Raw genomic sequence first — 21737 nt, forward strand, 5'->3', positions numbered from 1 at the left:
GCGCAAAGTAAGGATACACTTACAGCAGGAGCCCGCTATGAAACCGATGATTGCCGATATGACTAACGATGACCGCCGCTGGCAGGCGGTCTGCGAACGTGACGCCAGCGCCGACGGGCAGTTTGTCTTCGCCGTGTTGACCACCGGCGTCTGCTGCCGTCCCTCGTGCCGTTCACGGCGCGCGCTACGGGAGAATGTCCGCTTTTATTCTGATGTCGAAGCGGCAAAGGCCGCCGGATATCGCCCCTGTAAACGGTGTCGGCCGGATAATCTCGACCCCGACCAACAGCGGGTCGAGAAGGTGGCCGCCGCCTGTCGCCTGCTGGAACAAGAGGCGCCAATCACCCTTGAGGCGCTGGCGCAGCAGCTGGCGGTCAGCCCGTTTCACTTCCATCGTATTTTTAAATCGGTCACCGGGCTTACGCCCAAGGCCTGGCAGCAGGCGTGGCGCGCGCGGCGCCTACGCGAAGCATTAAGCCAGGGCGAGAATGTCACCCGCGCGGCATTAGCTGCAGGCTTCCCCGATTCCGCCAGCTATTATCGCCAGGCAAACGAGACGCTGGGCATGACCGCCCGCCAGTTTAAACGCGGCGGCGAAGATGTGGTGATTCGCTGGGTTTGCAGCGATAGCGCCTCTGGCCGGTGCCTGGTGGCGTTCAGCGAACGTGGCGTATGCGCCGTGTTGCTGGGCGATGACGATAAGGCGTTATATGCGCAGCTGGCGAGCTTGTTTCCCGGCGCCCAATTACAGCCGGGTGATGACACGTTTACCGAACGCGTGGCGCAGGTGGTTGCCCATCTGGATAATCCGCAGCAGGCGGTGAATTTGCCGCTGGATATTCGCGGTACCGCTTTCCAGCAACGGGTGTGGCAAGCCTTGCGCCAGATCCCGCCAGGCGAAACCCGCAGCTACCGCGAGGTGGCGCACAGCATTGGTCAACCGCGTGCGGTCAGAGCGGTTGCCGGGGCCTGTGCGGCTAATAAACTGGCGATAGTCATTCCTTGCCATCGGGTAGTGCGTGAGGGCGGGGCGCTTTCCGGCTATCGTTGGGGCAGCGAACGCAAAGCGCTGCTGCTGGCGCGCGAAGCAAAAATACGGGAGAAATAATGCTCGATCTGTTTGCCGATACGCCACCCTGGCAGGAGCCGCTGGCCCCCGGGGCGATGATATTACGCCGTTTCGCCGTTCAGCGCGCGCCGGCGCTGCTGCAGGCCATCGCCGGAGTGGCCAGCGCTTCTCCGTTCCGCCAGATGGTGACCCCCGGTGGTTATACCATGTCGGTGGCTATGACCAACTGTGGCCAACTCGGCTGGACGACCGATATGCACGGCTATCTCTATGCGCCGGGCGATCCGTTGACCGGCGAACATTGGCCGCCGATGCCATTGATTTTTCAGCAACTGGCGGCGGAGGCGGCGCAGGAGGCGGGCTATGCTCATTTCTCCCCGGACGCCTGTTTGATTAACCGCTACCAGCCTGGCGCGAAGCTGTCGCTGCATCAGGATAAAGACGAGCGGGATTTGCGCGCGCCTATCGTTTCCGTGTCGCTGGGACTGCCGGCAGTGTTTCAGTTTGGCGGGCTGAAACGTAACGATCCGCTGCGTCGGCTGCTGCTGGAGCATGGCGATGTGGTGGTGTGGGGCGGCGAATCACGGCTCTTTTACCACGGCATCCAGCCGCTTAAACCGGGGGAGCACCCGCTGACCGGCGCCTGTCGTTACAACCTCACTTTTCGCCTCGCGGGTCACCGGCAAAAACAAAAATAAGAATTATTCTTGCTGTCGTCGGCAAGCCGTTTAAACTGCTGGCTGTTTGCTTGTCCGGATCGTAGCTTATGGAATTACTTGTTCTTGTCTGGCGCCAGTACCGCTGGCCGTTCATTGCCGTCATGGCGCTCAGTTTGCTCAGCGCGGCGCTGGGTATCGGGCTTATCGCTTTTATAAACCTGCGCCTGATTTCCCTTGTGGATACCTCGCTCACCGTGCTGCCGGAGTTTCTCGGCCTGCTGCTGCTGTTGATGGCGGTCACGCTCGGCTCGCAGCTGGCGTTAACCACCCTTGGCCACCATTTCGTCTATCGCCTGCGCGGCGAATTTATAAAACGCATTCTCGACACCCAAATCGAAAAGATCGAAAAAATCGGCAGCGCTTCGCTGCTGGCGGGCTTAACCAGCGACGTGCGTAACATTACCATCGCCTTTGTGCGCCTGCCGGAGCTGGTGCAGGGGATTATCCTGACCTTCGGGTCCGCCGCCTACCTGGCTTTTCTGTCAGGTAAAATGATGCTGGTGACCGCGGTCTGGATGGCGGTCACCATCTGGGGCGGCTTTGTGTTGGTGGCGCGCGTCTATAAGCATATGGCGACGCTGCGCGAGACCGAAGATAAGCTGTATCATGATTATCAGACGGTGCTGGAAGGGCGCAAAGAGCTGACGCTGAACCGCGAACGCGCCGAATATGTTTTTAATCAGCTGTATCTGCCGGATGCCCGCGATTATCGCCACCACATCATTCGCGCCGATACGTTCCACCTGAGCGCGGTGAACTGGTCGAATATCATGATGCTTGGCGCCATCGGTCTGGTGTTCTGGATGGCTAATGGCCTCGGGTGGGCCAATACCGCGGTGGCGGCGACCTATTCCCTGACGCTGCTATTCCTGCGTACGCCGCTGCTGTCGGCAGTGGGGGCGCTGCCGACCTTGCTCAGCGCCCAGGTGGCATTCAATAAACTGCATCAGTTCGCGCTGGCGCCTTACCGCCCCGGTTTCCCCGAGCCGCAGGCGCATCCGCACTGGCAGACTCTGGAGCTGCGCGACGTCTCGTTCCGCTACCCGGATAACAGTTTTGCCGTCGGGCCGATTAATCTGACTCTCAAACGCGGCGAACTGGTGTTTCTGATTGGCGGCAATGGCAGCGGCAAGTCGACGCTGGCGATGCTGCTGACCGGGCTGTATCAACCGCTCTCCGGGCAGATCCTGCTCGATGGTCAACCTCTGGCGACGGAAAAACCAGAAGATTACCGCAAGCTATTCTCGGCGGTATTTACCGATGTCTGGCTATTTGATCGTCTGTTAGGGCCAAAAGGCGAACGCGTCGATCCGGCGCTGGTCGCGAAGTGGCTGGCGTATCTGAAGATGGACCACAAGCTGCAGCTGGAAGAGGGGAAAATCCTCGATCTGAAGCTGTCTAAAGGGCAGAAAAAGCGTGTGGCGCTGCTGCTGGCGCTGGCCGAAGAGCGCGATATCATTTTGCTCGATGAGTGGGCAGCGGATCAGGATCCGCATTTCCGCCGCGAGTTTTATCAGGTGCTATTGCCGCTGATGCAGCAAATGGGGAAAACCGTGTTTGCCATCAGCCACGATGATCACTATTTCCAGCATGCCGATCGCCTGCTGGAGATGCGCAGCGGCAAGCTGAGCGAGCTCACCGGCGTTGAGCGCGAACTGGCGACCCGCGACGCGGTAGCACGTACTGCTTAACGTTTTTGCTGGTTACCCGATCGGGCGTTTTCGTCCGATCGGGACATATTGCTGGTTTTTACAGCAGATAAATTGCTGGCGGTTATTATTTCCCCCTCCTCGCGCTATGCTTATGGCTGCGGCCATGCAGGTCGACTTCTATTCTCACAAGGATTGCCTGAGCGATGTCCGTTTTGCATAAAAAAAGCGCCCGATTACGCGATGAAGAACGCGCCCGCCTGATTTGGCTATTGAGCACTGATAAAGCCGTCACCTCCGCGCTGCTGGGGAAACTCACCCTCGCGGAGCGCTATGATGAAGGGACGCTGGCCGATGACCTGGCGGAAGTGGAAGTGCTGGTGTCGCATCTGCCGCCGCCGGATCTCGCCGATGCCCTGGAAGCGCTGCCTTATGACGCGCGTACCGCGCTGTGGGGGCTGGTTGCCGATGACAAGCGCGGCGAAGTGCTGCTGGAGGCGTCAGAGAGCGTATGGGGCGATCTCATCGACAAGATGAGCGACCACGACCTGATATTTGCCCTGCAATCGCTGGATATTGATGAACAGGTTTACCTGTTGCAGCACCTGCCGCGCGACTTAACCGGCCGCCTGCTGGCGACGCTGCCGCCGGATAAACGCGCGCGCATTCGCCAGATGATGCGCTACGCCGATAACACCGTCGGCGCGATCATGGAGTTTGAGGTGATTACCGTTCGCCCGGAAGCCACTCTGGCGGCGGTACAGCGCTATCTGCGCCGGTTGGGCAAAATGCCGGAAAACACCGATAAACTGTTCGTCACCACGCGCAATAAACTGCTGCTCGGCGAGCTGGAGCTGCAGACTATTCTGCTCAACGATGCGCAAAAGCGCGTTGGCGAGGTGATGGAAGGCGATCCGGTGACTTTCCAGCCGCAGGAAGAGGCGGAGAAAGTGGCGCGTACCTTCGAACGTGATGACTTACTGAGTGCTGCGGTGATTGATGCCGACGGCAAGCTGATGGGGCGTTTGACCATCGATGAAATCGTCGATGTGGTGTACGAAGAGACCGATAACGATCTGCGCCGGATGGGCGGTCTGAGCGAAGATGATGATGTTTTTGCGCCGGTAAGCAAAGCGGTGAAAACCCGCTGGGCGTGGCTGGCGGTGAACCTCTGTACGGCGTTTATCGCTTCACGGGTGATCGATGGCTTTGAACATACCATTTCTCAACTGGTGGCCCTGGCCTCGCTGATGCCGATCGTCGCCGGGATAGGCGGAAATACCGGCAATCAGACGATCACCATGATCGTCCGCGCGATGGCGCTGCAAAAGATCCAGCCGGGAAGTTTTACCTTCCTGATCCTGCGCGAGATGGGGGTGGCGCTGATTAATGGCCTCGTATGGGGCGGGATTATGGGGGCTATCACCTGGTGGTTATACGATGACCCGCAGCTTGGCGGGGTGATGACGTTGGCGATGATGCTCAATCTGCTGATGGCGGCGATGATGGGGGTTATCATCCCGATGGTGATGGTCAAGCTGGGGCGCGATCCGGCGGTCGGCTCCAGCGTGATGATCACCGCGATTACCGACACCGGCGGGTTCTTTATTTTCCTTGGTCTGGCGACGCTGTTTCTGATGTAAGCTGCGCTTTTACGCGCAGGCGGCGAGGGATGAGCGCCATTGCGATAAGCCCCGCCAGTACGCCGATCGCCAGATTACTGGTCGTGACCGTCACGACGACGGTTGCCGCCATGACCAGCGTTTCCGGCCACGGATTGCGCGCCAGCGCGGTTGGGCGAATACTCTGCCAGCTGAAGGTTTTCACCGCCACAATCACCATGACCCCGGCCAGCACCGCCATTGGAATTTTGGCCATCACCTGGCTAAGCGCCGTCACCAGAAGCAGCAGTACCAGACCGGCCACTATCGTCGATAGGCGGCTACGCGCCTTGCCCATTTCCACGTTAACGATAGTCTGGCCGATCATCGCGCACCCGGCGATGCCGCCATAGCAGCCCGCGAGGATATTGGCGACCCCCAGTCCTGCGCTCTCACGCGACTTATTTGACGGCGTATGGGTGAGATCGTCAACCAGCTTTGCCGTCAACAGCGATTCCATCAGGCCGACAAAGGCGATACTCAGGGCGCAGGGCCAGATAATTTTCAAGGTGCTTAAATCCAGCGGCACCGCCAGCGCGTTGAAGCCCGGCAGACCGCCGCCCATGGCGCCTTCATCACCCACGGTCGGCAGCAACTGTCCGCTGGTGACGGTATAAACGGTGAGAAGGACGATAGCAATAAGCGGCGCCGGCACGGCTTTGATAAAACGCGGCGCCCACAGCACGATGAGCAGCGTCAGAACGAACAGGCCGACGATGAGCGGCTGCCTGCTCCAGAAATGGGGAACCTGGGCGAAAAAAATAAGAATGCCGAGCGCATTAACAAAACCGGTCATCACCGCTGGCGGGATAAAGCGCATTAACCGCGCCATACCGCATACCCCAAACAAAATTTGAATAATACCAGCCAGAATGACAGCAGGCAGAATATACCCTACGCCATGCTGATGTACCATCGGGCCAATTACCAGGGCGACAGAACCTGCCGCCGCCGTCACCATCGCCGGACGCCCGCCGAGAACCGACATCGCCAGACAGAGCACCACTGAAGCAATCAGGCTGACCTGCGGGTCCACGCCGGCAATGACCGAAAATGAAATGACTTCAGGGATTAACGCCAGGGCAGTTAGCACGCCAGCGAGGGTCTCGCGTGTTATCAACGCCGGTGAGAGAGTGCGGGAAGTTGAGGGCATAAAAGTTCGCGGATGATAAAAAATTTGAAGGGAGAGAAGCCGCCGTTGGCGTGCGCTCCATCACAGAACGGGAGATGATAGCGCGGAAAGGGCCATCATACCAGTACAAAAAGTGATTTTGTGTACACATTTATTAAACATTTTTATAACAGATCTCAAAACTCAACTTAAAATTTAAACAATATTTAAATTTTTGAGTACAGGTGGTACCTTTGATCCCGAGAATCGTTTCACCTGCGCTAAATAAAAAAAGCGAGTAAAAGTAAGGCTCAAATCCGATGAAGAAAAAGATGGCCGTACCCAGCTCACAGGCGGTTGGTTCCAATACAAATCGGACCAACACCCGCCATGAGCAAGAGACGGATGTATTGTTGATTGGCGGCGGTATCATGAGCGCCACGTTGGGAACCTGGCTGCAGGAACTGGAGCCGGATTGGTCTATTACCATGGTCGAGCAGATGACCAGCGTTGCCGAGGAAAGCTCGAACGGCTGGAACAATGCGGGTACCGGCCATGCGGCGTTGATGGAGCTCAACTACACGCCGCAAACCGCCAATGGGATCAATATCGACAAAGCGGTCGATATCAATGAGTCCTTCCATATTTCTCGTCAGTTTTGGGCCCACCAGGTGACCCGCGGCATCCTGACTAAGCCGAAATCCTTTATTAACAGCGTGCCGCACATGAGCTTTGTGTGGGGCGAAGACAACGTTAACTTCCTGCGCGCGCGCTACGCGGCGCTGCAGCAGAGCGAACTGTTCCGCGGTATTCGTTATTCTGAAGATCATCAGCAGATCAAAGAGTGGGCGCCGCTGGTGATGGAAGGGCGCGATCCGCAGCAAAAAGTCGCGGCAACGCGTACCGAAATGGGTACCGACGTTAACTACGGCGAGATCACTCGCCAGCTGATCGCCGGGCTACAGACGCATGATAACTTCTCTCTCCAGTTGGGTACCGTCGTTCGCCGCTTTAAGCGCAATGCGGACAACAGCTGGACGGTGACGCTGGCGGATGCCAACAATCGTCACCAGAAGCGGACGATCAAAACCAAATTCATCTTTATTGGCGCGGGCGGCGCTGCCCTGACGCTGCTGCAGGAAACCGGCATTCCGCAGGCGAAAGAGTATGCGGGCTTCCCGGTTGGCGGACAGTTCCTGGTGTGTGAGAACCCGGAAGTGGTTAATCATCACCTGGCGAAAGTCTATGGCCAGGCGGAAGTTGGCGCGCCGCCGATGTCGGTGCCGCATATCGACACCCGTATTATCGACGGCAAACGCGTGGTGCTGTTCGGGCCGTTCGCGACCTTCTCGACCCGCTTCCTGAAAAACGGCTCCCTTTGGGATCTGCTGGCGTCGACCAATACCTCGAATATTCTGCCGATGCTTAACGTCGGGATGGATAACTTTGACCTGGTGAAATATCTGATTAGCCAGGTATTGCAGAAAGATAAAGATCGTCATGCCGCGCTGTGCGAGTACTACCCGGAGGCGCGCAAAGAAGACTGGCGCCTGTGGCAGGCCGGCCAGCGTGTACAGATTATCAAGCGTGATAAGAAGATGGGCGGCGTGTTGCGCCTTGGCACCGAAGTGGTGTGCGATGATGAAGGCACCGTAGCTGCTCTGCTGGGCGCTTCTCCTGGCGCGTCGACGGCGGCGCCGATCATGGTGCAGCTGTTGGAGAAAGTCTTCAAAGACAAAGTACAGACGCCGGCCTGGCAGGCGAAGATGAAAGAGATCGTGCCGAGCTACGGCATGCGTCTGGATGGTAATCCGGCCGCTATTGAGCAGGCGCTGGCGTGGACCAGTGAAGTGCTGGGGCTACACTACGAGCCGACGACCGCGGCAGACGACGTGCCGCAGGCTGAACTCAAGCCGCTGACCGGCGGTAAACCGATGGCGGATATCGCGCTATAACAAAAACGGCAGCCCGAGGGCTGCCGTTTTGTATTACCGCTGGCGATTAACGCTCCACGGCATTACCGATAGTTTCTTCGGCTTTCCAGATGCGGTATTTCACTTCAACGTTGGCCGGAGTATAAACCACGATCGGCAGCTTGCTGTTGTAGCGCAGCATGGCTGCATCGCCGAGACCCGCGGTAACAAATTTCTTCTCTTTCTTACCGTCCGGGCAGGCCATCATGGTGGAAACCGGGGACGTCAGCTTATCAAAGACATAGTAGTCATAGCCCCAGCCTTCCAGCGTTTTGCTTTCCAGTTGACCGCCGAGGCGGTGATGGTTGCAGTCGACTTCCAGCGTCTGGCCAATCATCAGTTCAACTTTTAACGCGGATTCATCCTGCTGCTGCGGCAGCTGAATCACCTGACGCTTCATCCCTTTTTCCGCTTTCGGATAGGGGGCGACTTTCTCCAACGGCTGCTCAGCGGCTAACGCGCTGGTGGAAACACAGGCAACGGCCAGCAGAGAAACAGCAAGCGTAGCGATTTTTTTCACGGTTGATCATCCTTTATTATCGTTACTAACCAATACAGACTAACATCATTGCCCTGAATGGTAAGAGTTATTTACCATTATTTTCAATATGAATAGTGAAATGCACTAGTAAAGTGAAGCGTGCGCCAGCTATTCATCGCGGCTGTTTTTGGCTTCTTCAATAAACTCTTCGTCCAGTAAGTCGGCGTTCCCGGCGTGTTCACGCCCCGATAACAGGTTCCAGCAGGCAATAAACAAGGCGGCAATCAGCGGGCCAATGACGAAACCGTTGATACCGTAGATTTCCATGCCGCCAAGAGTGGCAATCAGGATCAGGTAATCCGGCATTTTGGTATCTTTTCCCACCAGCAGCGGACGCAGAATGTTATCCACCAGGCCGATGACAATGACGAAGAAACCGACAATAAACGCCCCTTGCCACAATTGCCCGGTGGCGAACAGATAAATCGCCGCCGGCACCCAGATAATGGCGGAGCCCACCGCCGGGATGAGCGACAGAAAGGCCATTAAAGCGCCCCATAGAATGCTGCCATCAAGACCGACGATCCAGAATGCAAAGCCGCCGAGCGCCCCCTGTGCCAGCGCGACGGCGACGGTACCTTTAACCGTCGCCCGCGCGACGGCGGCGAATTTGGCAAACAGGTGCTGTTTGACATAATTGGATAGCGGCAAAGATTCGAGGATTAACAGCACCAGATAAGGGCCATCTTTCAGCAAGAAGAACAGCAGATATAACATAATGCCGAAGCTGACGGTAAAGCCGAACGTCCCTTTACCGATCAGGAAGGCGCTACCGGCCAGATATTGTCCGCCTTTCAGGGCGGCATCGGATAGTTGCTGCTGAATCTGTTCCGCGCTATCGAGATTGTGCTCTGAGAGGAAACTTCTGGCCCAGCTCGGGAGATGGGCAAACAGGTTGGCGACCACCGTCGGAAACTGGGTGTCATTATGCTGTAGCTTGGTGTAGACCACGTTCAGCTCGAAGGCTAGCGACGAAATGATAATCGCCAACGGGGTGAAAACAATAAGACAGATAATGACGACGGTCAGGAGCGCCGCGATGCCGTTGCGTTCACCGATGCGCGTACGGATATTGTTTTTTATCGGATTAAATATCACCGCCAGGATTGCGGCCCACAGGATAGCGGAATAGTAAGGGGAGAGTACGTCAAAAAAGGCCAGGGTAACGATCAGTAAAATAAGGATAAAAAATCCTTTGGGAAGTCCTTTAACTCTCATTGGGTCCGCTCCAGATGATAACGAATACAGTCGAATAATAGATGGAATTTAACAATTTGCCATCAGGATAATCGCAGTCTTAGCGGGAAGGGGAGTACAAACATTAAAAAGATGTGCTACAAGACGACATGATCATGTGTGGCGATCCGTCCGTGCAATTTAAATCATACATTTTTTCGTCAGGTGATAGGCTTGGGTTTATCTAACTATTTGAGGTATGGCCGAAAGTGAATATTTCCGAGATCTACGAGTGGCGCAAGAATAGCTACCTGGTCAGTACAGACAGAGAAAAACTGGATGTTAAGGCTATCCATCGGTATCTGACAAGGTCGACCTGGGCCAAGGGTATCAATCTTGACACTGTCGCTACATCAATTGAAAACAGCCTTAATTTTGGCATTTATCATCATGATACTCAGATAGGCTTCGCTCGCCTGATTACGGATTTTGCTACATTTGCCTATCTTTGTGATGTATATGTGCTCGAAGAATATCAGGGAGAAGGGCTTGGAAGGTGGATGATGGAATGTTTGCATAATCATCCTTTATTTGAACAGCTTCGCAGAATTATGTTATTCACCACCACCGCGCCCTGGCTTTACGAAAAGTTCGGCTACCAGCCAGTAAACCAGGAAAACTACGCCTGGACTATTACCAGGCCTGATATTTATACCAAGGGATAAAATCTGTCTGGCAAACACTCATATTCAGGTGCTTGTTGGCTTGTTTCCTGATGTATCTACTCTTGACGCGAAGCGGGCGTGCAGGAAATCACCATACCCAGTGGCGATATCCCACTCACGATTCCAATTCAGCAATCGCCAGTTCGGCAATTTTTATTGTTATTGAAGTCGTTTCGTTACTTGAGAGTGACCAGGCGGTTGAAAGACCGCACCACGCAATTATCCATTTGAGCAGGCGCTCTTTATCCATGTCTGCCATCCTGGTAACGATGCTTAGACGCTGTTTAAAGGTCTCTGGTACAGTCGCAACAGCAGGTACCGGATAACCAAGATCCGGATTAGTAAAAATATTAGCAAAGTCGAATCCCCGTTCACCTATCAGCCCTTTGGGGTCAATGGCTAACCAACCGGACGTTTCAAAATCAAGCACGTTACCGTGATGTAAGTCGCCATGTAATACAACCACATCTCGTGGAGAAGAAAGCAACTCTTCTGAAATTTCTGCGCAACGTGTCAGGATACCGCCATACTGCAAGGCGGCTGGTTTTAGAGGATAAAACCATTCACGCAGGGAGGTTAGCCGGGGGAACGGTCTTTTGGCGAATGAATGAAGCCGGTTCGCAGTCATACATAAAATACGACAAGCGATATCATCCCTATCTCCACGAGACATTGCTGATAAAGACGCGGAACCTGTGGCTCTTGAGAGAAGAATAGCTTCCTTTTCATGTGCAATCACATGGGCAGCGCCGTTCCCTTCCCACCATACCATGAGTGCATTACCGGCTTGTTCGTCAGTATCATCAGTGACTTTTAACATGGCTTTAATACCATGGGTTGCTGTTTTGACCGGATACAACTGTGACGTATGAGTGACAAATGGGGTGCCATCAGGAATGAGATTCCAGCAATTTAGCCAGGGTGTTAACTTGAACATATCCATAAAGCGGTCTTTAACATCCTTGCAATCAACGTTTAGACAACGTCCGTTTCGGGTAAATCAATGATAACCAGTATACCAAAACTGCCCGTATCTACCGTATGAGGAATGCCAGCTTTTGCCACATAAAGCTGGCCAGACGATACAGTGATTTTTTCTCCCTTCACACTCAGCTCCAGTTGTCCATTAATGACCAGCAACCCCTCGTCATACTCATGTACTTCTTCAGCTACTGAGCGTTCATCCATTCGTACAACTTTAAGATTTGCAGTGCCAATGCGGCCTAATACATGAGAGTGCCAGGCTTCAGGTAATGCATGCGCTTCGGTTCTGAGGTCATAAAGCGACATAGCGCCATTCCTTTTGATGTGCGTTTATTGCTCTTATGCCATATAAGTTTCCTGCCGTCATATAACAAATATGGGAAAACAGGTTGAGTAAGAAGTATATATTTACTGAGTTGAATTTCCGCTGGGAGCGAGGGGCGGATGTCCTGCTTCATCATGATGGGCAGGGGGAGTTACAGCCGGCGGTTACGCGGTGAATGATCTATAGAGAAAGGCCGGGCAGGGAGACACGTTTCAGGTCTGGAGTGAAGGAAGGATCGAGTTTTTCGACGGGGTTTCACCCCCTGCAAAAAACAGGCACAAAAAAACCAGCCATAAGAGGCTGGTTTTTCGAAGGTTTTTGGTCGGCACGAGAGGATTTGAACCTCCGACCCCCGACACCCCATGACGGTGCGCTACCAGGCTGCGCTACGTGCCGACGCGTGGAGGATAATATTACCCGTTCCCCCATCGAATGCAAGCGACCGACAACTGATTGATTCAAAATTAATCAATCAGTTAGCGATAAAGCGTTTTTCATCCGTCAGTACCTGCAGCAGCAGGCTGAGCTGTGGTTTTTGGTCTTTCACCTTCTCGCCGTTACTGTTCCAGGTGTGATAGGTGCCGTTGTGGTCGAGCACCACGGTCATCGTTGGCGTGGTAATCGCCAGAGTATCGCTATTGGCCGCGGTGACCCAGCTGCGGCGGCGCGCCGGGCTAAACAGGTCTTCGCCCTGCGAATATTCATTCGCTGGCGTCGACACGTGCAGCAGACGCTGCATCAGCGTCGTCATCACGTCTTTGTTATCCGTGAGCGTGGCGATCTCCTGCGCTGGGGTTCCCGGCCAGTGAATAACCAGCGGCACCTGCAGATTGCCCCGTGACCAGTCGAATTTACCCTGCTTGTTATCCAGCGGCATACCGTGCCCGGCGGTAATAATCACCACCGTATTATCCAGTTTGCCCGCTTTGCGCAGCGCGTCGAGCACGCGGCCAATTTGCGTATCGACGTCGCCTGCGGCGCGGCCATAGGTGCGCGCAAAATTCTGCTGCTGGCTGTTATCAATATTAGTGCCGTTCAGCGATACCCACGAGAACCAGCGGTTCTCATCCTGGGCGTAGCGATCCAGCCAGCCGATCCATTGGTCTGCCGTTTGCTCGTCACTTTGCGTTTTGGCCGCCGGCAGCGAGAAGTCCGACAGAAGCGCCTGACGATAGAGCGGACTGCTGAAACCGTCTGATGAGAACAGGCCCAACTGGTAACCCTGTTGGTTGAGGGCGGTAATCAGCGCCGCCGGGATACGCGCCGAGAGCACGCCATCCATATAACCCGGCGATATGCCGTAGAACAGGCCGAACATTCCGCTATCGGTACTATTACCGGAGCTCATATGCTGACTAAAGTTGACGCTCTCTTTTGCAAAAGCAGCCAGCTGCGGCATGTTCTTCTCGAAGCGTGAATAGTTGAGATTATCCACGGTAATGAGCAGCACGTTGTAGCCCGTGCCGAGGTCTCGATAGCGCAGATCGCTCAGCGGATACTGCACCGAGACCGCTTCCGGTGCGCCTTGTTCAACCAGACGGCGCTGGTAATCCTGAGCGTCGAGCAGGCCATGCTTCTCAAGGAAGCGGCGAGCGGTCATCGGATAAGAGAGCGGCAAGTTGGCCCGCTGCATGGTGATCGGGCGATAGAAGTTAGCATCCGCCCAGATATAAATCAGGTGGCTGCTGATAAACGAAATAAAGAAAAACCAGGCGACGGGGCGCGCGTAGTGACGGCGGCGCGTCAGGCTGCGCAGCTTTTGCCAGCTCCAGGTGGCGAAGAGCATCTCGATCAGGAAGATGATCGGTACGCTGATAAACATCAGCTGCCAGTCGCGAGCCATCTCGTTCTGGTCGGGGTTAATCACCAGTTCCCAGACGACGGGGTTTAAGTGCAGGTGGAAGCGAGTGAAGACTTCGCTATCGATCAGCAGCAGCGTCATCCCTGCGGTGGCGAAGATGACCGACAGGAAGCGCATAAGCCGCTGCGAGCCGACGATAAAGGTCAGCGGGAAGAGAATCAGTACATAGCTGGTGAACACCAGAAAACTGAAATGACCAACGAGGCTGACATACGAGAAAACCCGCCCGGCAAGCGTCGTTGGCCAGTCGGCGACAAAAAGATAGCGGCTGCCGAGCGCCATGGCCAACAACATGTTGAACAGGGCGAACCAGTGTCCCCAGCTGACCATCTGGGAGACTTTTTCTCGGTAGGGCTGACGTAGAGTCACCATATACTGTTGTTCGTTATCCTTAGTGCGCGGGATCGTCGTTAATGGACGATTGCAGCGCCTGGGCGAAAGAACGGGCGATTGCCTGACGCTGCGCCGGCGCGACGCTACTGTTAATCAGGTTGGTCACCATATTGCCCAGCACCATCAGTGACAGGTCAACCGGCGCTTTGTGTGTTTCCAGGACGTTCGTCAGCTCGCTGAGCAGCTGCTCGACCTGTTCATCGCTATAGCGGGATATTTGTGGCATAAACTCAAAATCTGTTTGTTCGTGAAAGGGCAACATATTACCGTAGCAGCAGCATTTTTTCCGCATTTTTTCGCCACGGCGTAAAAGCGCCCAGCAACGCGAGTCCCAAGCGTGAAACAGACATCTGCCGGTTGCGTCATCGTCCCGGTGGTGGTTGAATACCGCCCGGTCTAAAAGGAGAGTTTAACATGAGTCTGGATATCGACCAGATTGCCCTGCATCAGTTGATCAAACGTGATGAACAGAATCTGGAACTGGTGCTGCGCGAGTCGCTGCTGGAACCAAATGCCACTGTCGTGGAAATGATGGCTGAACTGCATCGTGTCTACAGCGCAAAAAGCAAAGCCTATGGCCTCTTTAATGAAGAGAGCGAGCTGGCGCAAGCGTTGCGTTTACAGCGTCAGGGTGAAGAAGAATTTCTTCCTTTCAGCCGTGCGGCAACCGGTCGCCTGCGCGATGAGCTGGCGAAGTATCCGTTTGCCGAAGGCGGTATTGTGCTGTTCTGTCAGTATCGTTATCTGGCGGTCGAGTATCTGCTGGTGGCGGTGCTCAATAATCTGAGCAGCATGCGCGTTAACGAAGAGCTGGATATCAGTTCCACGCATTACCTCGATATCAACCATGCCGACATCGTGGCGCGTATCGATCTGACCGAGTGGGAAACCAATCCCGAATCGACCCGTTACCTGACCTTCCTGAAAGGGCGGGTGGGGCGTAAAGTCGCTGATTTCTTCATGGACTTCCTCGGCGCCAGCGAAGGGCTCAACGCCAAAGCGCAGAACCGCGGTCTGCTGCAGGCGGTGGATGATTTCGCCGCTGACGCGCAGCTGGATAAATCCGAGCGCCAGAACGTGCGCCAGCAGGTGTACGCCTACTGTAACGAACAGCTGCAGGCGGGCGAAGAGATCGAGCTGGAGTCGCTGTCTAAAGAGCTCTCCGGCGTCAGCGAAAAGAGTTTCCAGGAGTTTACCGCTGAACAGGGTTATGAGCTGGAAGAGAGCTTCCCGGCGGACCGCAGTACGCTGCGCCAGCTGACCAAATTTGCCGGTAGCGGCGGCGGTTTGACCATTAACTTTGATGCGATGCTGTTAGGCGAGCGCGTATTCTGGGATCCGGCAACGGATACGCTGACCATCAAAGGTACGCCGCCGAACCTGCGCGATCAGCTGCAGCGCCGTACTTCTGGCGGTAATTAATCCCTGCAGCTTATCCCGGCGGAACATGATGCCGCCGGGTTAACCTTCTACCTGAATAATCCCGACGCCGCTTTGTTTAAGCTTCTGGCGTAACGTGTCATCCAGTTCGCTGTCGATAACCACTGTGCTGGCAAGATTAAGCTCGCCGATGGCAAATGCGGAGGCGGAGTTGATTTTCTCGGCAGAGGCCATCACCACGGTTTCTGCGGCTCTGGTCGCCAGCGCGCGCTTGATGCCCGCCTCTTCATAATCACCGGTGGTAAAGCCCACCCGCGGGTGCACACCCGTTACTCCCATAAAGAACAGATCGGCATTAATCCGCGCCATCGCCGCCAGCGTCTCGGCGCCGACCGTGACTACCGAATGTTTAAACATTGTGCCGCCGAGCAGGATCACGTCGATCAGCGGATTCTCGACCAGCGCCACGGCGATCCCTGGACTGTGCGTCACCACGGTACAAGCAAGGTCGGCGGGTAGCGCGGCGATCATCGCCGTGGTGGTGGTGCCGCCGTCGACGATGACCACCTGTCCTGGCTGGATAAGTGCCGCCGCCCGGCGGGCTATCGCCTGTTTGGAAGCCATCTGCACGCTTTTTCTGCTTTCGATTGGCGCGATAGCGGCGGATACCGGCAGCGCGCCGCCGTGGACCCGTTGCAGTTTACCTTCCGCCGCCAGTTCGCGCAGATCGCGACGAATGGAGTCTTCGGAGACTTTAAAGCGCTGGCTTAACTCTCCCGACATCACCTGTTTTTCTGCGGCAAGGAGCTGCAGGATGTGCTGTTTTCTCTGGCTGGCGAGCATGTTGTTCACTTCACGATTGATCTTGTTTATGCACGATTATGCATGTTATGTTGCCCGCTGTCACCTTAGAAGGGGAAAAACATGCATGTAGACGCACCGCGCGTTCGCCACGTTCGCGAAACGCTCTTGTCAGATAACTGGTACACGCTGAAAAAATATACCTTCGAACTGCTGCGTCGTGATGGACGCTGGCAGGAGCAGAGCCGGGAAGCCTACGACCGCGGCAACGGCGCGGTTATTCTGCTCTACAATCGCCACAAGCAGAGCGTGGTGCTCATCCGCCAGTTTCGTTTTCCGGTGTGGATCAACGGTCACGACGGCTTTCTGATCGAGGCCGCCGCGGGGTTACTGGATAACGCCTCGCCGGAAGAGCGCATTATCGCCGAAGCGGAAGAGGAGACCGGTTTTCGCGTCACCCGTATTGAACCGGTATTCACCGCGTTTATGAGTCCGGGGTCGGTGACCGAGAAGCTGTACTTCTTTATTGCCGAATACTCCGCTGACGATCGCCGTGGCGATGGCGGCGGGCTGGCGGCGGAAGGAGAGGATATTGAAGTGCTGGAGTGGCCGCTGGCGCGGGCGTTACGGGCCATTCGCGATGGCGAAATCGTGGATGCGAAAACCATTATGTTGCTGCAGCACCTGGCGTTAAATGCCGACACGCTCCTTGCCGGTTAAGCGGCAAGGAGCCGGCAAGATTAGCGCAATTCGCGGGCAATGGCGCTGTACATCAGCGCCGCTTCCAGCGGTTGCGCGTTAAAGGACGGTTCCGCCTGTGGCCAGGTTGACCACTGCACGATCACCAGATGTTCCGCACGGTTGACCATTATCACCTGGCCGTAGATCCCCAGCGCCCACAGCGAGCCTTTGAGCCCTTCCTGCGGCGTCGGCTGCACGTTTTGCGCATTGGCCGGAATGGCGTTATTCCACCATTGATAGCCGTAGATACCTTCCGGATGCGCTTCTGAAACCGAGTTCAGCGCTTTTGTCCAGCTCGCGGCTTGATCGAACCAGCCTGCGGGCACCAGCTGTTCACCGTTGCTCAGGCGGCCATCGCGGGCGACAAACTCGCCAAAGCGTCCCCAGTCTTCGAGGGTGGCGTTAAAGCCGTGGGCGCCGACATCATGTTGTCCTTTTTTGTAGGCGTGCCACACGCCATCGTGGGCCATGCCCGCAGGCTGCCACAGTGATTGTTCAAGCCAGGCGGCCAGCGACATACCGGTTGCGCGTTCCAGCACATCGCCCAGCAGCCAGGCGCCGCCGGAAGAGTAGGACCACTGCTCGCCTGCCGGGTGTTTGCGCGACAGCGTCGACACAATTTTACGCACGCAATCATAGGCGCCGGGATGCGCTTCACACTGGGTCAGGCGGGCGAAGTGCGACTGTGGATTGGTGTAATCTTCATTCCATTCCACGCCGCTGGTATGTTGAATGAGCTGCTTGAGCGTCACGCCATCCCAGGCGGTGCCTTTCAGTTCGGGTTCATAAACGGTAATCAGGTCATCAAGGGAGTGGATTTTACCCTGTTGAATAGCGATACCGACCAGCGTCGAGACGACCGATTTACCCACCGAGCGCGAGGTCCACAGCGTGGTGTCGGTATTACCTTCGGCGAGATATTTCCAGGCGACTTTGCCATCTTTCAGCACCAGCATACCGCTGACGTTTTCGCGCTTCAGGTAATCTTGCAAATTCCAGGTGTGGCCGTTGAGTGTGTAGCGGGCATCGGTCAGCTGCTTTTTAGCGCGCTCCAGCGGGACCGAGTCGCCGTGACGGAAAACATCGCCAGCATAGTTGCGATAGTCATTACGAAAGCCAACGACGCGTGACGCCTGATCCCAGGTGAGCATGTCTTTGGCCGCGGGTAGCGTTTGATCGTAAGGCGTGGGGCAGACATCCAGCGTCAGGCCGCCGCAGTTTTGCGCCATTGCCGCCGCCGGCAGCGCCGCCAAAATTAACGCCAGAGCCAGTGGTTTTCTTATCATTTTCATTTCCTCGTTTGCCATAGATTCGCATCGCAGTATATAAACCGGCGCGCGGCGGCTAAAATCACTCTATGGGGGATTTTCCCCCGAAAGGGAGAGAAGGATGAAAACCCTGCAGTATTCATTTGCACAAATTGAAGCCTTCGCGACGATTGCTGAGACCGGCAGCCTGTCGCGGGCGGCGATCCGTTTAGGGAAAGACCGTACGACGCTTCGCGATCTGCTGGATTACCTGGAAGATGCGTTGGGCTACCGGCTATTCAGCCGTGAAGGGCGTAGCCTGACTTTAACGGCCGAGGGAGAGCAGCTTTTTCGCCAGGCGCACCTGTTGTTGCGACAGGCGCAGGCTTTCGAGTCTTTTGCGCAAACGCTGCCGCAAACGGCCTGGCAGGAGTTACGCCTGGTGTACGATCCGTTCGTGCCGCGTGAATTTCTCTGTTTGCTGGCCGATACGCTTGCCCGGCGGCAGATCCGTTTAAGTTGCTGGAGCGCTTCGCGTCGCGAAGCCGAGCAGGCGTTGAGCGATGACGTCGCGGATATGGCCATTTGCCAGGCTAACAATCGTACGCTGGGTAGCGAAATGGAGTGGCGGGCGCTGGGTACCGTTGATTTACGCTTTTACGCCGCGCAGCGGTTGTTCGCTGATGCCGCAAGGCCGCTGACGTTGCTGAATTTATCGCTCACCCCGCAGTTAGTCATGCACCGGCGCAGCGACGATCAAATCGCCCGCCGGTTGCAGATATCCGGCCATACGCTGTATATGAATGAAATCACCATGTTGCGCCACGCAATGGAGCAGGGGCAGGGCTGGGGTTTTTTACCCGACCATTTACGGCCCGACGAGTGGCAAGGAGTTGCTGAAATAGCCACCGAGGTCGGTAATCAGGGGCTTAACGTTACCATGGTGATGCTGTGGCTGCCGGGAATGAATAAACACCGCGCGCTGGGAGAGATTGTTGACGACGCGCCAGGGTTATGGCGGTGCAGATAACAAAACGCCCCGGGTCAGAAGACACCAGGGCGTTTGCCATACAACTTGCTATCGGCGATTAAGCGCGAACGAAGTCGATGTGGGTCAGTTTCGGCTTGAACGCGTGACGCTGAACAGCCTGAACTTTAACTTTCTCTTCTTTGCCGTCGACAACCAGGGTCAGAACTTCGCCGTAGAACTCAGCTTTGTCCTGCATGTTCCACAGTTTGTCGTGGTCCAGTTCGATAGCAACCGGAGCAGCTTCGCCACCGTAGATGATTGCCGGGAACTTGTTAGCTGCGCGCAGGCGGCGGCTCGCACCCTTACCCTGCTCTTTACGTACTTCTGCGTTGATAGTAAACATTGATGTCTCTCTATATATAAAGCCTGCAACAGGCGACCCAGCAGCAGGCAGATTATCTGCTTTGCGAATGCAAAAGCGGGCGGCATTATAGCCGCCTATCGGCACAGCGGCAATCAAAACCTCAGTTTTTGGCGGATTAACGCAGCTCATTGGCGCGACGGAAACGGCCCTGATAATCGAACACTTTTTCCCGCACCTGCCAGTATTGCCCCTTCATCCGGGCGACGACAAAGTCCGGATGGCGCAGCAGCGCCTGCTGGGCAATGATGTCTGCCGGAGTTATCCAGCGTAGCGGCACGCCCGGAGTACGGGTATGCGGGCGGATAAACAACTGCTCAAAGGCGGTACGCTGGGCGGGCGTTTGCAAACGGAAGCGCTCACTCACATCGGCGCCGTCCTCATCGTAATAGGTGATTTTCAGCCACGGGCCTTTTTCATCGCTGCCATGCTGCAGCGCCATGCCGCTGCAGCGCAACACCAGCGCGTCTTTAAGCTTCAGCGCCGCCTTCAGCATGTCGTCCGGGTCGACCAGAATAGTATCGCACTCGCGACAGCGGCGGGCGGCAATGTCATTCTCGGCGTTGCACTGCGGACAGTTTTTAAAACGAAAGCGGAAGTCGCACTGTTCGCGATGGCCGTCATCGTCTTCGAACCAGCCCTGGCAGCGACGGCCAAAATGCTCAATCAACGTGCCGTCGGCGGTGGTTTTCCCCCAAAAAGTATTGGCGAAACCGCAGGCCGGGCAGAAGACCTGTACCGGGACATTATCGCTTTTGCCTTTTGGCGTGCCGACTTCCGGCGCATACAGGTCGTGAGGGTTGCCGGCATAGTCGAGGATCAGGCAGTCGGTTTTGCCCGGCGCCAGACGCAGGCCGCGGCCAACAATTTGTTGGTAAAGGCTTACCGACTCGGTTGGCCGAAGAATCGCGATAAGATCGACGTGCGGCGCGTCAAAGCCGGTAGTCAGTACCGCGACATTCACCAGATAGCGATACTGCTGCGCTTTAAAAGCTTCGATGATGCGATCGCGCTCCGGCCCCGGCGTTTCGCCGGTAATCAGCGCCGCCTGCGTGGGCGGCAGCAGGCCAGTAATTTCCCGCGCATGCTCGACGGTCGCGGCAAAGATCATCACGCCTTGACGGCTTTCGGCAAACTCAACGATTTGGCTGACGATATGCGGCGTGATGCGCTGCTGTTTTTTCAGCTCATGGTTAAGGTCGGCTTCGCTGAACAGGCCATTGCTCTGCGCCTGCAGGCGGCTGAAATCGTATTGTACCACCGGCATATCGAGGCGCTCAGGCGGCGTCAGGTAGCCGTGCTTAATCATATAACGCAGCGGCAGCTCGTAGATGCAGTCACGGAACAGCGCTTTCTCGTCGCCGCGTACCATACCGTGATAGTGGAACTGATAGATCCACCCCTTGCCGAGGCGAAAGGGGGTCGCGGTCAGGCCAAGCAGCCTGAGCTGTGGATTCACCTGCCGCAGGTGGCTGATGATTTGCTGATACTGGCTGTCGTCATCGTCGCTGATACGGTGGCACTCATCGACGATCAGTAAGGAGAATTCGCTCTGAAACTGCTCAAGATTGCGCGCCACCGACTGCACGCTGCCGAAGACCACTTTGCCCTGGCTCTCTTTACGCTGCAGACCGGCGGCGAAAATATCGGCTTCCAGGCCAAGCGCACAGTATTTACTGTGATTCTGCGCCACCAGTTCTTTAACGTGGGCCAGAACCAATACGCGTCCGCGCGCCAGCCGCGCAAGTTCGGCGATCACCAGGCTTTTGCCGGCGCCGGTCGGCAGCACGATGGCGGCCGGCTCATGGTGACGGCGAAACCAGGCGAGCGTGGCGTCGACCGCCTCTTTTTGGTAGGGACGTAGTGTAAAAGTCATCAATTCTCGGGGGTTAATTAACTCGCAAATAGTATGCCATGAATCTTTTCCCTTGAGTGGTGTTAAGAGCCCGTTATACTAACCAATGGAATTCTTCTTTTTCGGGCGAGATGC

General features: G+C 55.8%; 20 protein-coding genes and 1 tRNA gene. 9 read left to right on the forward strand and 12 right to left on the reverse strand.

Annotated elements, in window-relative coordinates:
- Positions 1 to 37 precede the first annotated feature (37 nt).
- The 4 genes from ada to mgtE all read left to right on the forward strand — a co-directional run bounded on the left by ada (position 38) and on the right by mgtE (position 5080).
- A complete protein-coding gene (gene ada, locus PGR09_RS13870; protein ID WP_045391396.1) occupies positions 38 to 1108 on the forward strand; it encodes a bifunctional DNA-binding transcriptional regulator/O6-methylguanine-DNA methyltransferase Ada in 1071 nt (356 codons plus the stop codon).
- The gene (gene alkB / locus PGR09_RS13875) at positions 1108 to 1767 is read left to right on the forward strand and encodes a DNA oxidative demethylase AlkB (protein ID WP_348876072.1); all 660 of its coding nucleotides are present in this window, start codon (positions 1108 to 1110) and stop codon (positions 1765 to 1767) included. Before ada ends, alkB begins: the two co-directional genes overlap by 1 nt.
- Positions 1768 to 1835: 68 nt before the next feature.
- Entirely contained in the window at positions 1836 to 3479 is a 1644-nt protein-coding gene (locus PGR09_RS13880) for a multidrug ABC transporter permease/ATP-binding protein (protein WP_430916237.1), read from the forward strand.
- Between the two features lie 164 nt (positions 3480 to 3643).
- A complete protein-coding gene (gene mgtE, locus PGR09_RS13885) occupies positions 3644 to 5080 on the forward strand; it encodes a magnesium transporter (protein WP_045391390.1) in 1437 nt (478 codons plus the stop codon).
- On the opposite strand, the gene PGR09_RS13890 is transcribed toward mgtE, so the two are convergent.
- On the reverse strand, positions 5043 to 6251 hold the full coding sequence (locus PGR09_RS13890) for a SulP family inorganic anion transporter (protein ID WP_047043234.1): 1209 nt from the start codon (positions 6249 to 6251) through the stop codon (positions 5043 to 5045). The genes mgtE and PGR09_RS13890 overlap by 38 nt on opposite strands.
- A 278-nt stretch (positions 6252 to 6529) precedes the next feature.
- Here PGR09_RS13890 and mqo point away from each other — a divergent pair, with 278 nt between their 5' ends.
- Positions 6530 to 8164 (forward strand): malate dehydrogenase (quinone), encoded by a 1635-nt coding sequence (gene mqo, locus PGR09_RS13895; protein ID WP_047043232.1) that lies wholly within the window; start codon positions 6530 to 6532, stop codon positions 8162 to 8164.
- Between the two features lie 46 nt (positions 8165 to 8210).
- On the opposite strand, the gene eco is transcribed toward mqo, so the two are convergent.
- On the reverse strand, positions 8211 to 8702 hold the full coding sequence (gene eco, locus PGR09_RS13900; protein WP_045391384.1) for a serine protease inhibitor ecotin: 492 nt from the start codon (positions 8700 to 8702) through the stop codon (positions 8211 to 8213).
- A gap of 129 nt (positions 8703 to 8831) precedes the next feature.
- Positions 8832 to 9941: an AI-2E family transporter gene (locus PGR09_RS13905; RefSeq protein ID WP_045391382.1), complete on the reverse strand. Its 1110-nt coding sequence runs from the start codon at positions 9939 to 9941 to the stop codon at positions 8832 to 8834.
- A 227-nt stretch (positions 9942 to 10168) separates the two neighbouring features.
- On the opposite strand from PGR09_RS13905, the gene PGR09_RS13910 reads away from it, so the two are divergent.
- Positions 10169 to 10624 carry a GNAT family N-acetyltransferase gene (locus PGR09_RS13910; RefSeq protein WP_045376845.1) on the forward strand — a complete coding sequence of 152 codons (456 nt, stop codon included), beginning with the start codon at positions 10169 to 10171 and terminating at the stop codon, positions 10622 to 10624.
- A 115-nt stretch (positions 10625 to 10739) separates the two neighbouring features.
- Here PGR09_RS13910 and PGR09_RS13915 read toward each other — a convergent pair whose 3' ends face one another.
- From PGR09_RS13915 to PGR09_RS13935, 5 genes are all read right to left on the reverse strand, one after another.
- On the reverse strand, positions 10740 to 11567 hold the full coding sequence (locus PGR09_RS13915; RefSeq protein WP_047043227.1) for an aminoglycoside phosphotransferase family protein: 828 nt from the start codon (positions 11565 to 11567) through the stop codon (positions 10740 to 10742).
- A gap of 32 nt (positions 11568 to 11599) precedes the next feature.
- Positions 11600 to 11914: a cupin domain-containing protein gene (locus PGR09_RS13920; RefSeq protein WP_045391377.1), complete on the reverse strand. Its 315-nt coding sequence runs from the start codon at positions 11912 to 11914 to the stop codon at positions 11600 to 11602.
- A 338-nt stretch (positions 11915 to 12252) separates the two neighbouring features.
- Positions 12253 to 12329, reverse strand: a tRNA-Pro gene (locus PGR09_RS13925).
- A gap of 76 nt (positions 12330 to 12405) precedes the next feature.
- A complete protein-coding gene (gene yejM, locus PGR09_RS13930; RefSeq protein WP_045391375.1) occupies positions 12406 to 14166 on the reverse strand; it encodes an LPS biosynthesis-modulating metalloenzyme YejM in 1761 nt (586 codons plus the stop codon).
- Between the two features lie 19 nt (positions 14167 to 14185).
- Entirely contained in the window at positions 14186 to 14413 is a 228-nt protein-coding gene (locus PGR09_RS13935) for a YejL family protein (protein ID WP_045377048.1), read from the reverse strand.
- Positions 14414 to 14601: 188 nt separating this feature from the next.
- Between PGR09_RS13935 and yejK the strand changes: the two genes are divergently transcribed.
- On the forward strand, positions 14602 to 15609 hold the full coding sequence (gene yejK, locus PGR09_RS13940) for a nucleoid-associated protein YejK (RefSeq protein ID WP_015365669.1): 1008 nt from the start codon (positions 14602 to 14604) through the stop codon (positions 15607 to 15609).
- Between the two features lie 39 nt (positions 15610 to 15648).
- Here the strand turns inward: yejK and PGR09_RS13945 are convergent, their stop codons facing one another.
- Positions 15649 to 16410, reverse strand: coding sequence for a DeoR/GlpR family DNA-binding transcription regulator (locus PGR09_RS13945; protein WP_320482600.1), 762 nt, complete (start codon positions 16408 to 16410; stop codon positions 15649 to 15651).
- An 81-nt stretch (positions 16411 to 16491) separates the two neighbouring features.
- On the opposite strand from PGR09_RS13945, the gene PGR09_RS13950 reads away from it, so the two are divergent.
- Positions 16492 to 17088: an NUDIX domain-containing protein gene (locus tag PGR09_RS13950; RefSeq protein ID WP_047043222.1), complete on the forward strand. Its 597-nt coding sequence runs from the start codon at positions 16492 to 16494 to the stop codon at positions 17086 to 17088.
- Between the two features lie 20 nt (positions 17089 to 17108).
- Here the strand turns inward: PGR09_RS13950 and PGR09_RS13955 are convergent, their stop codons facing one another.
- Complete coding sequence (locus PGR09_RS13955) at positions 17109 to 18395, reverse strand: serine hydrolase domain-containing protein (RefSeq protein ID WP_430916238.1); 1287 nt, start codon at positions 18393 to 18395, stop codon at positions 17109 to 17111.
- Positions 18396 to 18498: 103 nt separating this feature from the next.
- On the opposite strand from PGR09_RS13955, the gene PGR09_RS13960 reads away from it, so the two are divergent.
- Positions 18499 to 19386, forward strand: coding sequence for a LysR family transcriptional regulator (locus PGR09_RS13960; protein ID WP_063414620.1), 888 nt, complete (start codon positions 18499 to 18501; stop codon positions 19384 to 19386).
- 58 nt (positions 19387 to 19444) lie between these two features.
- Here the strand turns inward: PGR09_RS13960 and rplY are convergent, their stop codons facing one another.
- Both rplY and PGR09_RS13970 read right to left on the reverse strand, forming a co-directional pair.
- Complete coding sequence (gene rplY / locus PGR09_RS13965) at positions 19445 to 19729, reverse strand: 50S ribosomal protein L25 (protein ID WP_015365674.1); 285 nt, start codon at positions 19727 to 19729, stop codon at positions 19445 to 19447.
- Between the two features lie 136 nt (positions 19730 to 19865).
- Positions 19866 to 21623, reverse strand: a complete 1758-nt coding sequence (locus tag PGR09_RS13970; protein WP_047043219.1) for a DEAD/DEAH box helicase — start codon at positions 21621 to 21623, stop codon at positions 19866 to 19868.
- Positions 21624 to 21737: the final 114 nt, after the last annotated feature.

The organism is Klebsiella sp. 141251 (assembly GCF_050600725.1).
GTDB classification, from domain to species: Bacteria; Pseudomonadota; Gammaproteobacteria; order Enterobacterales; family Enterobacteriaceae; genus Klebsiella; species Klebsiella aerogenes.

Excerpts from the sequence above, each read along its gene's own strand:
- PGR09_RS13905 (WP_045391382.1), bottom strand. The coding sequence starts at position 9,941 with ATGAGAGTTAAAGGACTTCCCAAAGGATTTTTTATCCTTATTTTACTG.
- yejM (WP_045391375.1), bottom strand. The coding sequence starts at position 14,166 with ATGGTGACTCTACGTCAGCCCTACCGAGAAAAAGTCTCCCAGATGGTC.
- PGR09_RS13960 (WP_063414620.1), top strand. The coding sequence starts at position 18,499 with ATGAAAACCCTGCAGTATTCATTTGCACAAATTGAAGCCTTCGCGACG.
- ada (WP_045391396.1), top strand. The coding sequence starts at position 38 with ATGAAACCGATGATTGCCGATATGACTAACGATGACCGCCGCTGGCAG.
- PGR09_RS13880 (WP_430916237.1), top strand. The coding sequence starts at position 1,836 with ATGGAATTACTTGTTCTTGTCTGGCGCCAGTACCGCTGGCCGTTCATT.
- PGR09_RS13935 (WP_045377048.1), bottom strand. The coding sequence starts at position 14,413 with ATGCCACAAATATCCCGCTATAGCGATGAACAGGTCGAGCAGCTGCTC.
- PGR09_RS13950 (WP_047043222.1), top strand. The coding sequence starts at position 16,492 with ATGCATGTAGACGCACCGCGCGTTCGCCACGTTCGCGAAACGCTCTTG.
- alkB (WP_348876072.1), top strand. The coding sequence starts at position 1,108 with ATGCTCGATCTGTTTGCCGATACGCCACCCTGGCAGGAGCCGCTGGCC.
- PGR09_RS13920 (WP_045391377.1), bottom strand. The coding sequence starts at position 11,914 with ATGTCGCTTTATGACCTCAGAACCGAAGCGCATGCATTACCTGAAGCC.
- PGR09_RS13970 (WP_047043219.1), bottom strand. The coding sequence starts at position 21,623 with ATGACTTTTACACTACGTCCCTACCAAAAAGAGGCGGTCGACGCCACG.
- PGR09_RS13945 (WP_320482600.1), bottom strand. The coding sequence starts at position 16,410 with ATGCTCGCCAGCCAGAGAAAACAGCACATCCTGCAGCTCCTTGCCGCA.
- PGR09_RS13955 (WP_430916238.1), bottom strand. The coding sequence starts at position 18,395 with ATGATAAGAAAACCACTGGCTCTGGCGTTAATTTTGGCGGCGCTGCCG.
- yejK (WP_015365669.1), top strand. The coding sequence starts at position 14,602 with ATGAGTCTGGATATCGACCAGATTGCCCTGCATCAGTTGATCAAACGT.
- mgtE (WP_045391390.1), top strand. The coding sequence starts at position 3,644 with ATGTCCGTTTTGCATAAAAAAAGCGCCCGATTACGCGATGAAGAACGC.
- mqo (WP_047043232.1), top strand. The coding sequence starts at position 6,530 with ATGAAGAAAAAGATGGCCGTACCCAGCTCACAGGCGGTTGGTTCCAAT.
- rplY (WP_015365674.1), bottom strand. The coding sequence starts at position 19,729 with ATGTTTACTATCAACGCAGAAGTACGTAAAGAGCAGGGTAAGGGTGCG.
- PGR09_RS13890 (WP_047043234.1), bottom strand. The coding sequence starts at position 6,251 with ATGCCCTCAACTTCCCGCACTCTCTCACCGGCGTTGATAACACGCGAG.
- PGR09_RS13915 (WP_047043227.1), bottom strand. The coding sequence starts at position 11,567 with ATGGATATGTTCAAGTTAACACCCTGGCTAAATTGCTGGAATCTCATT.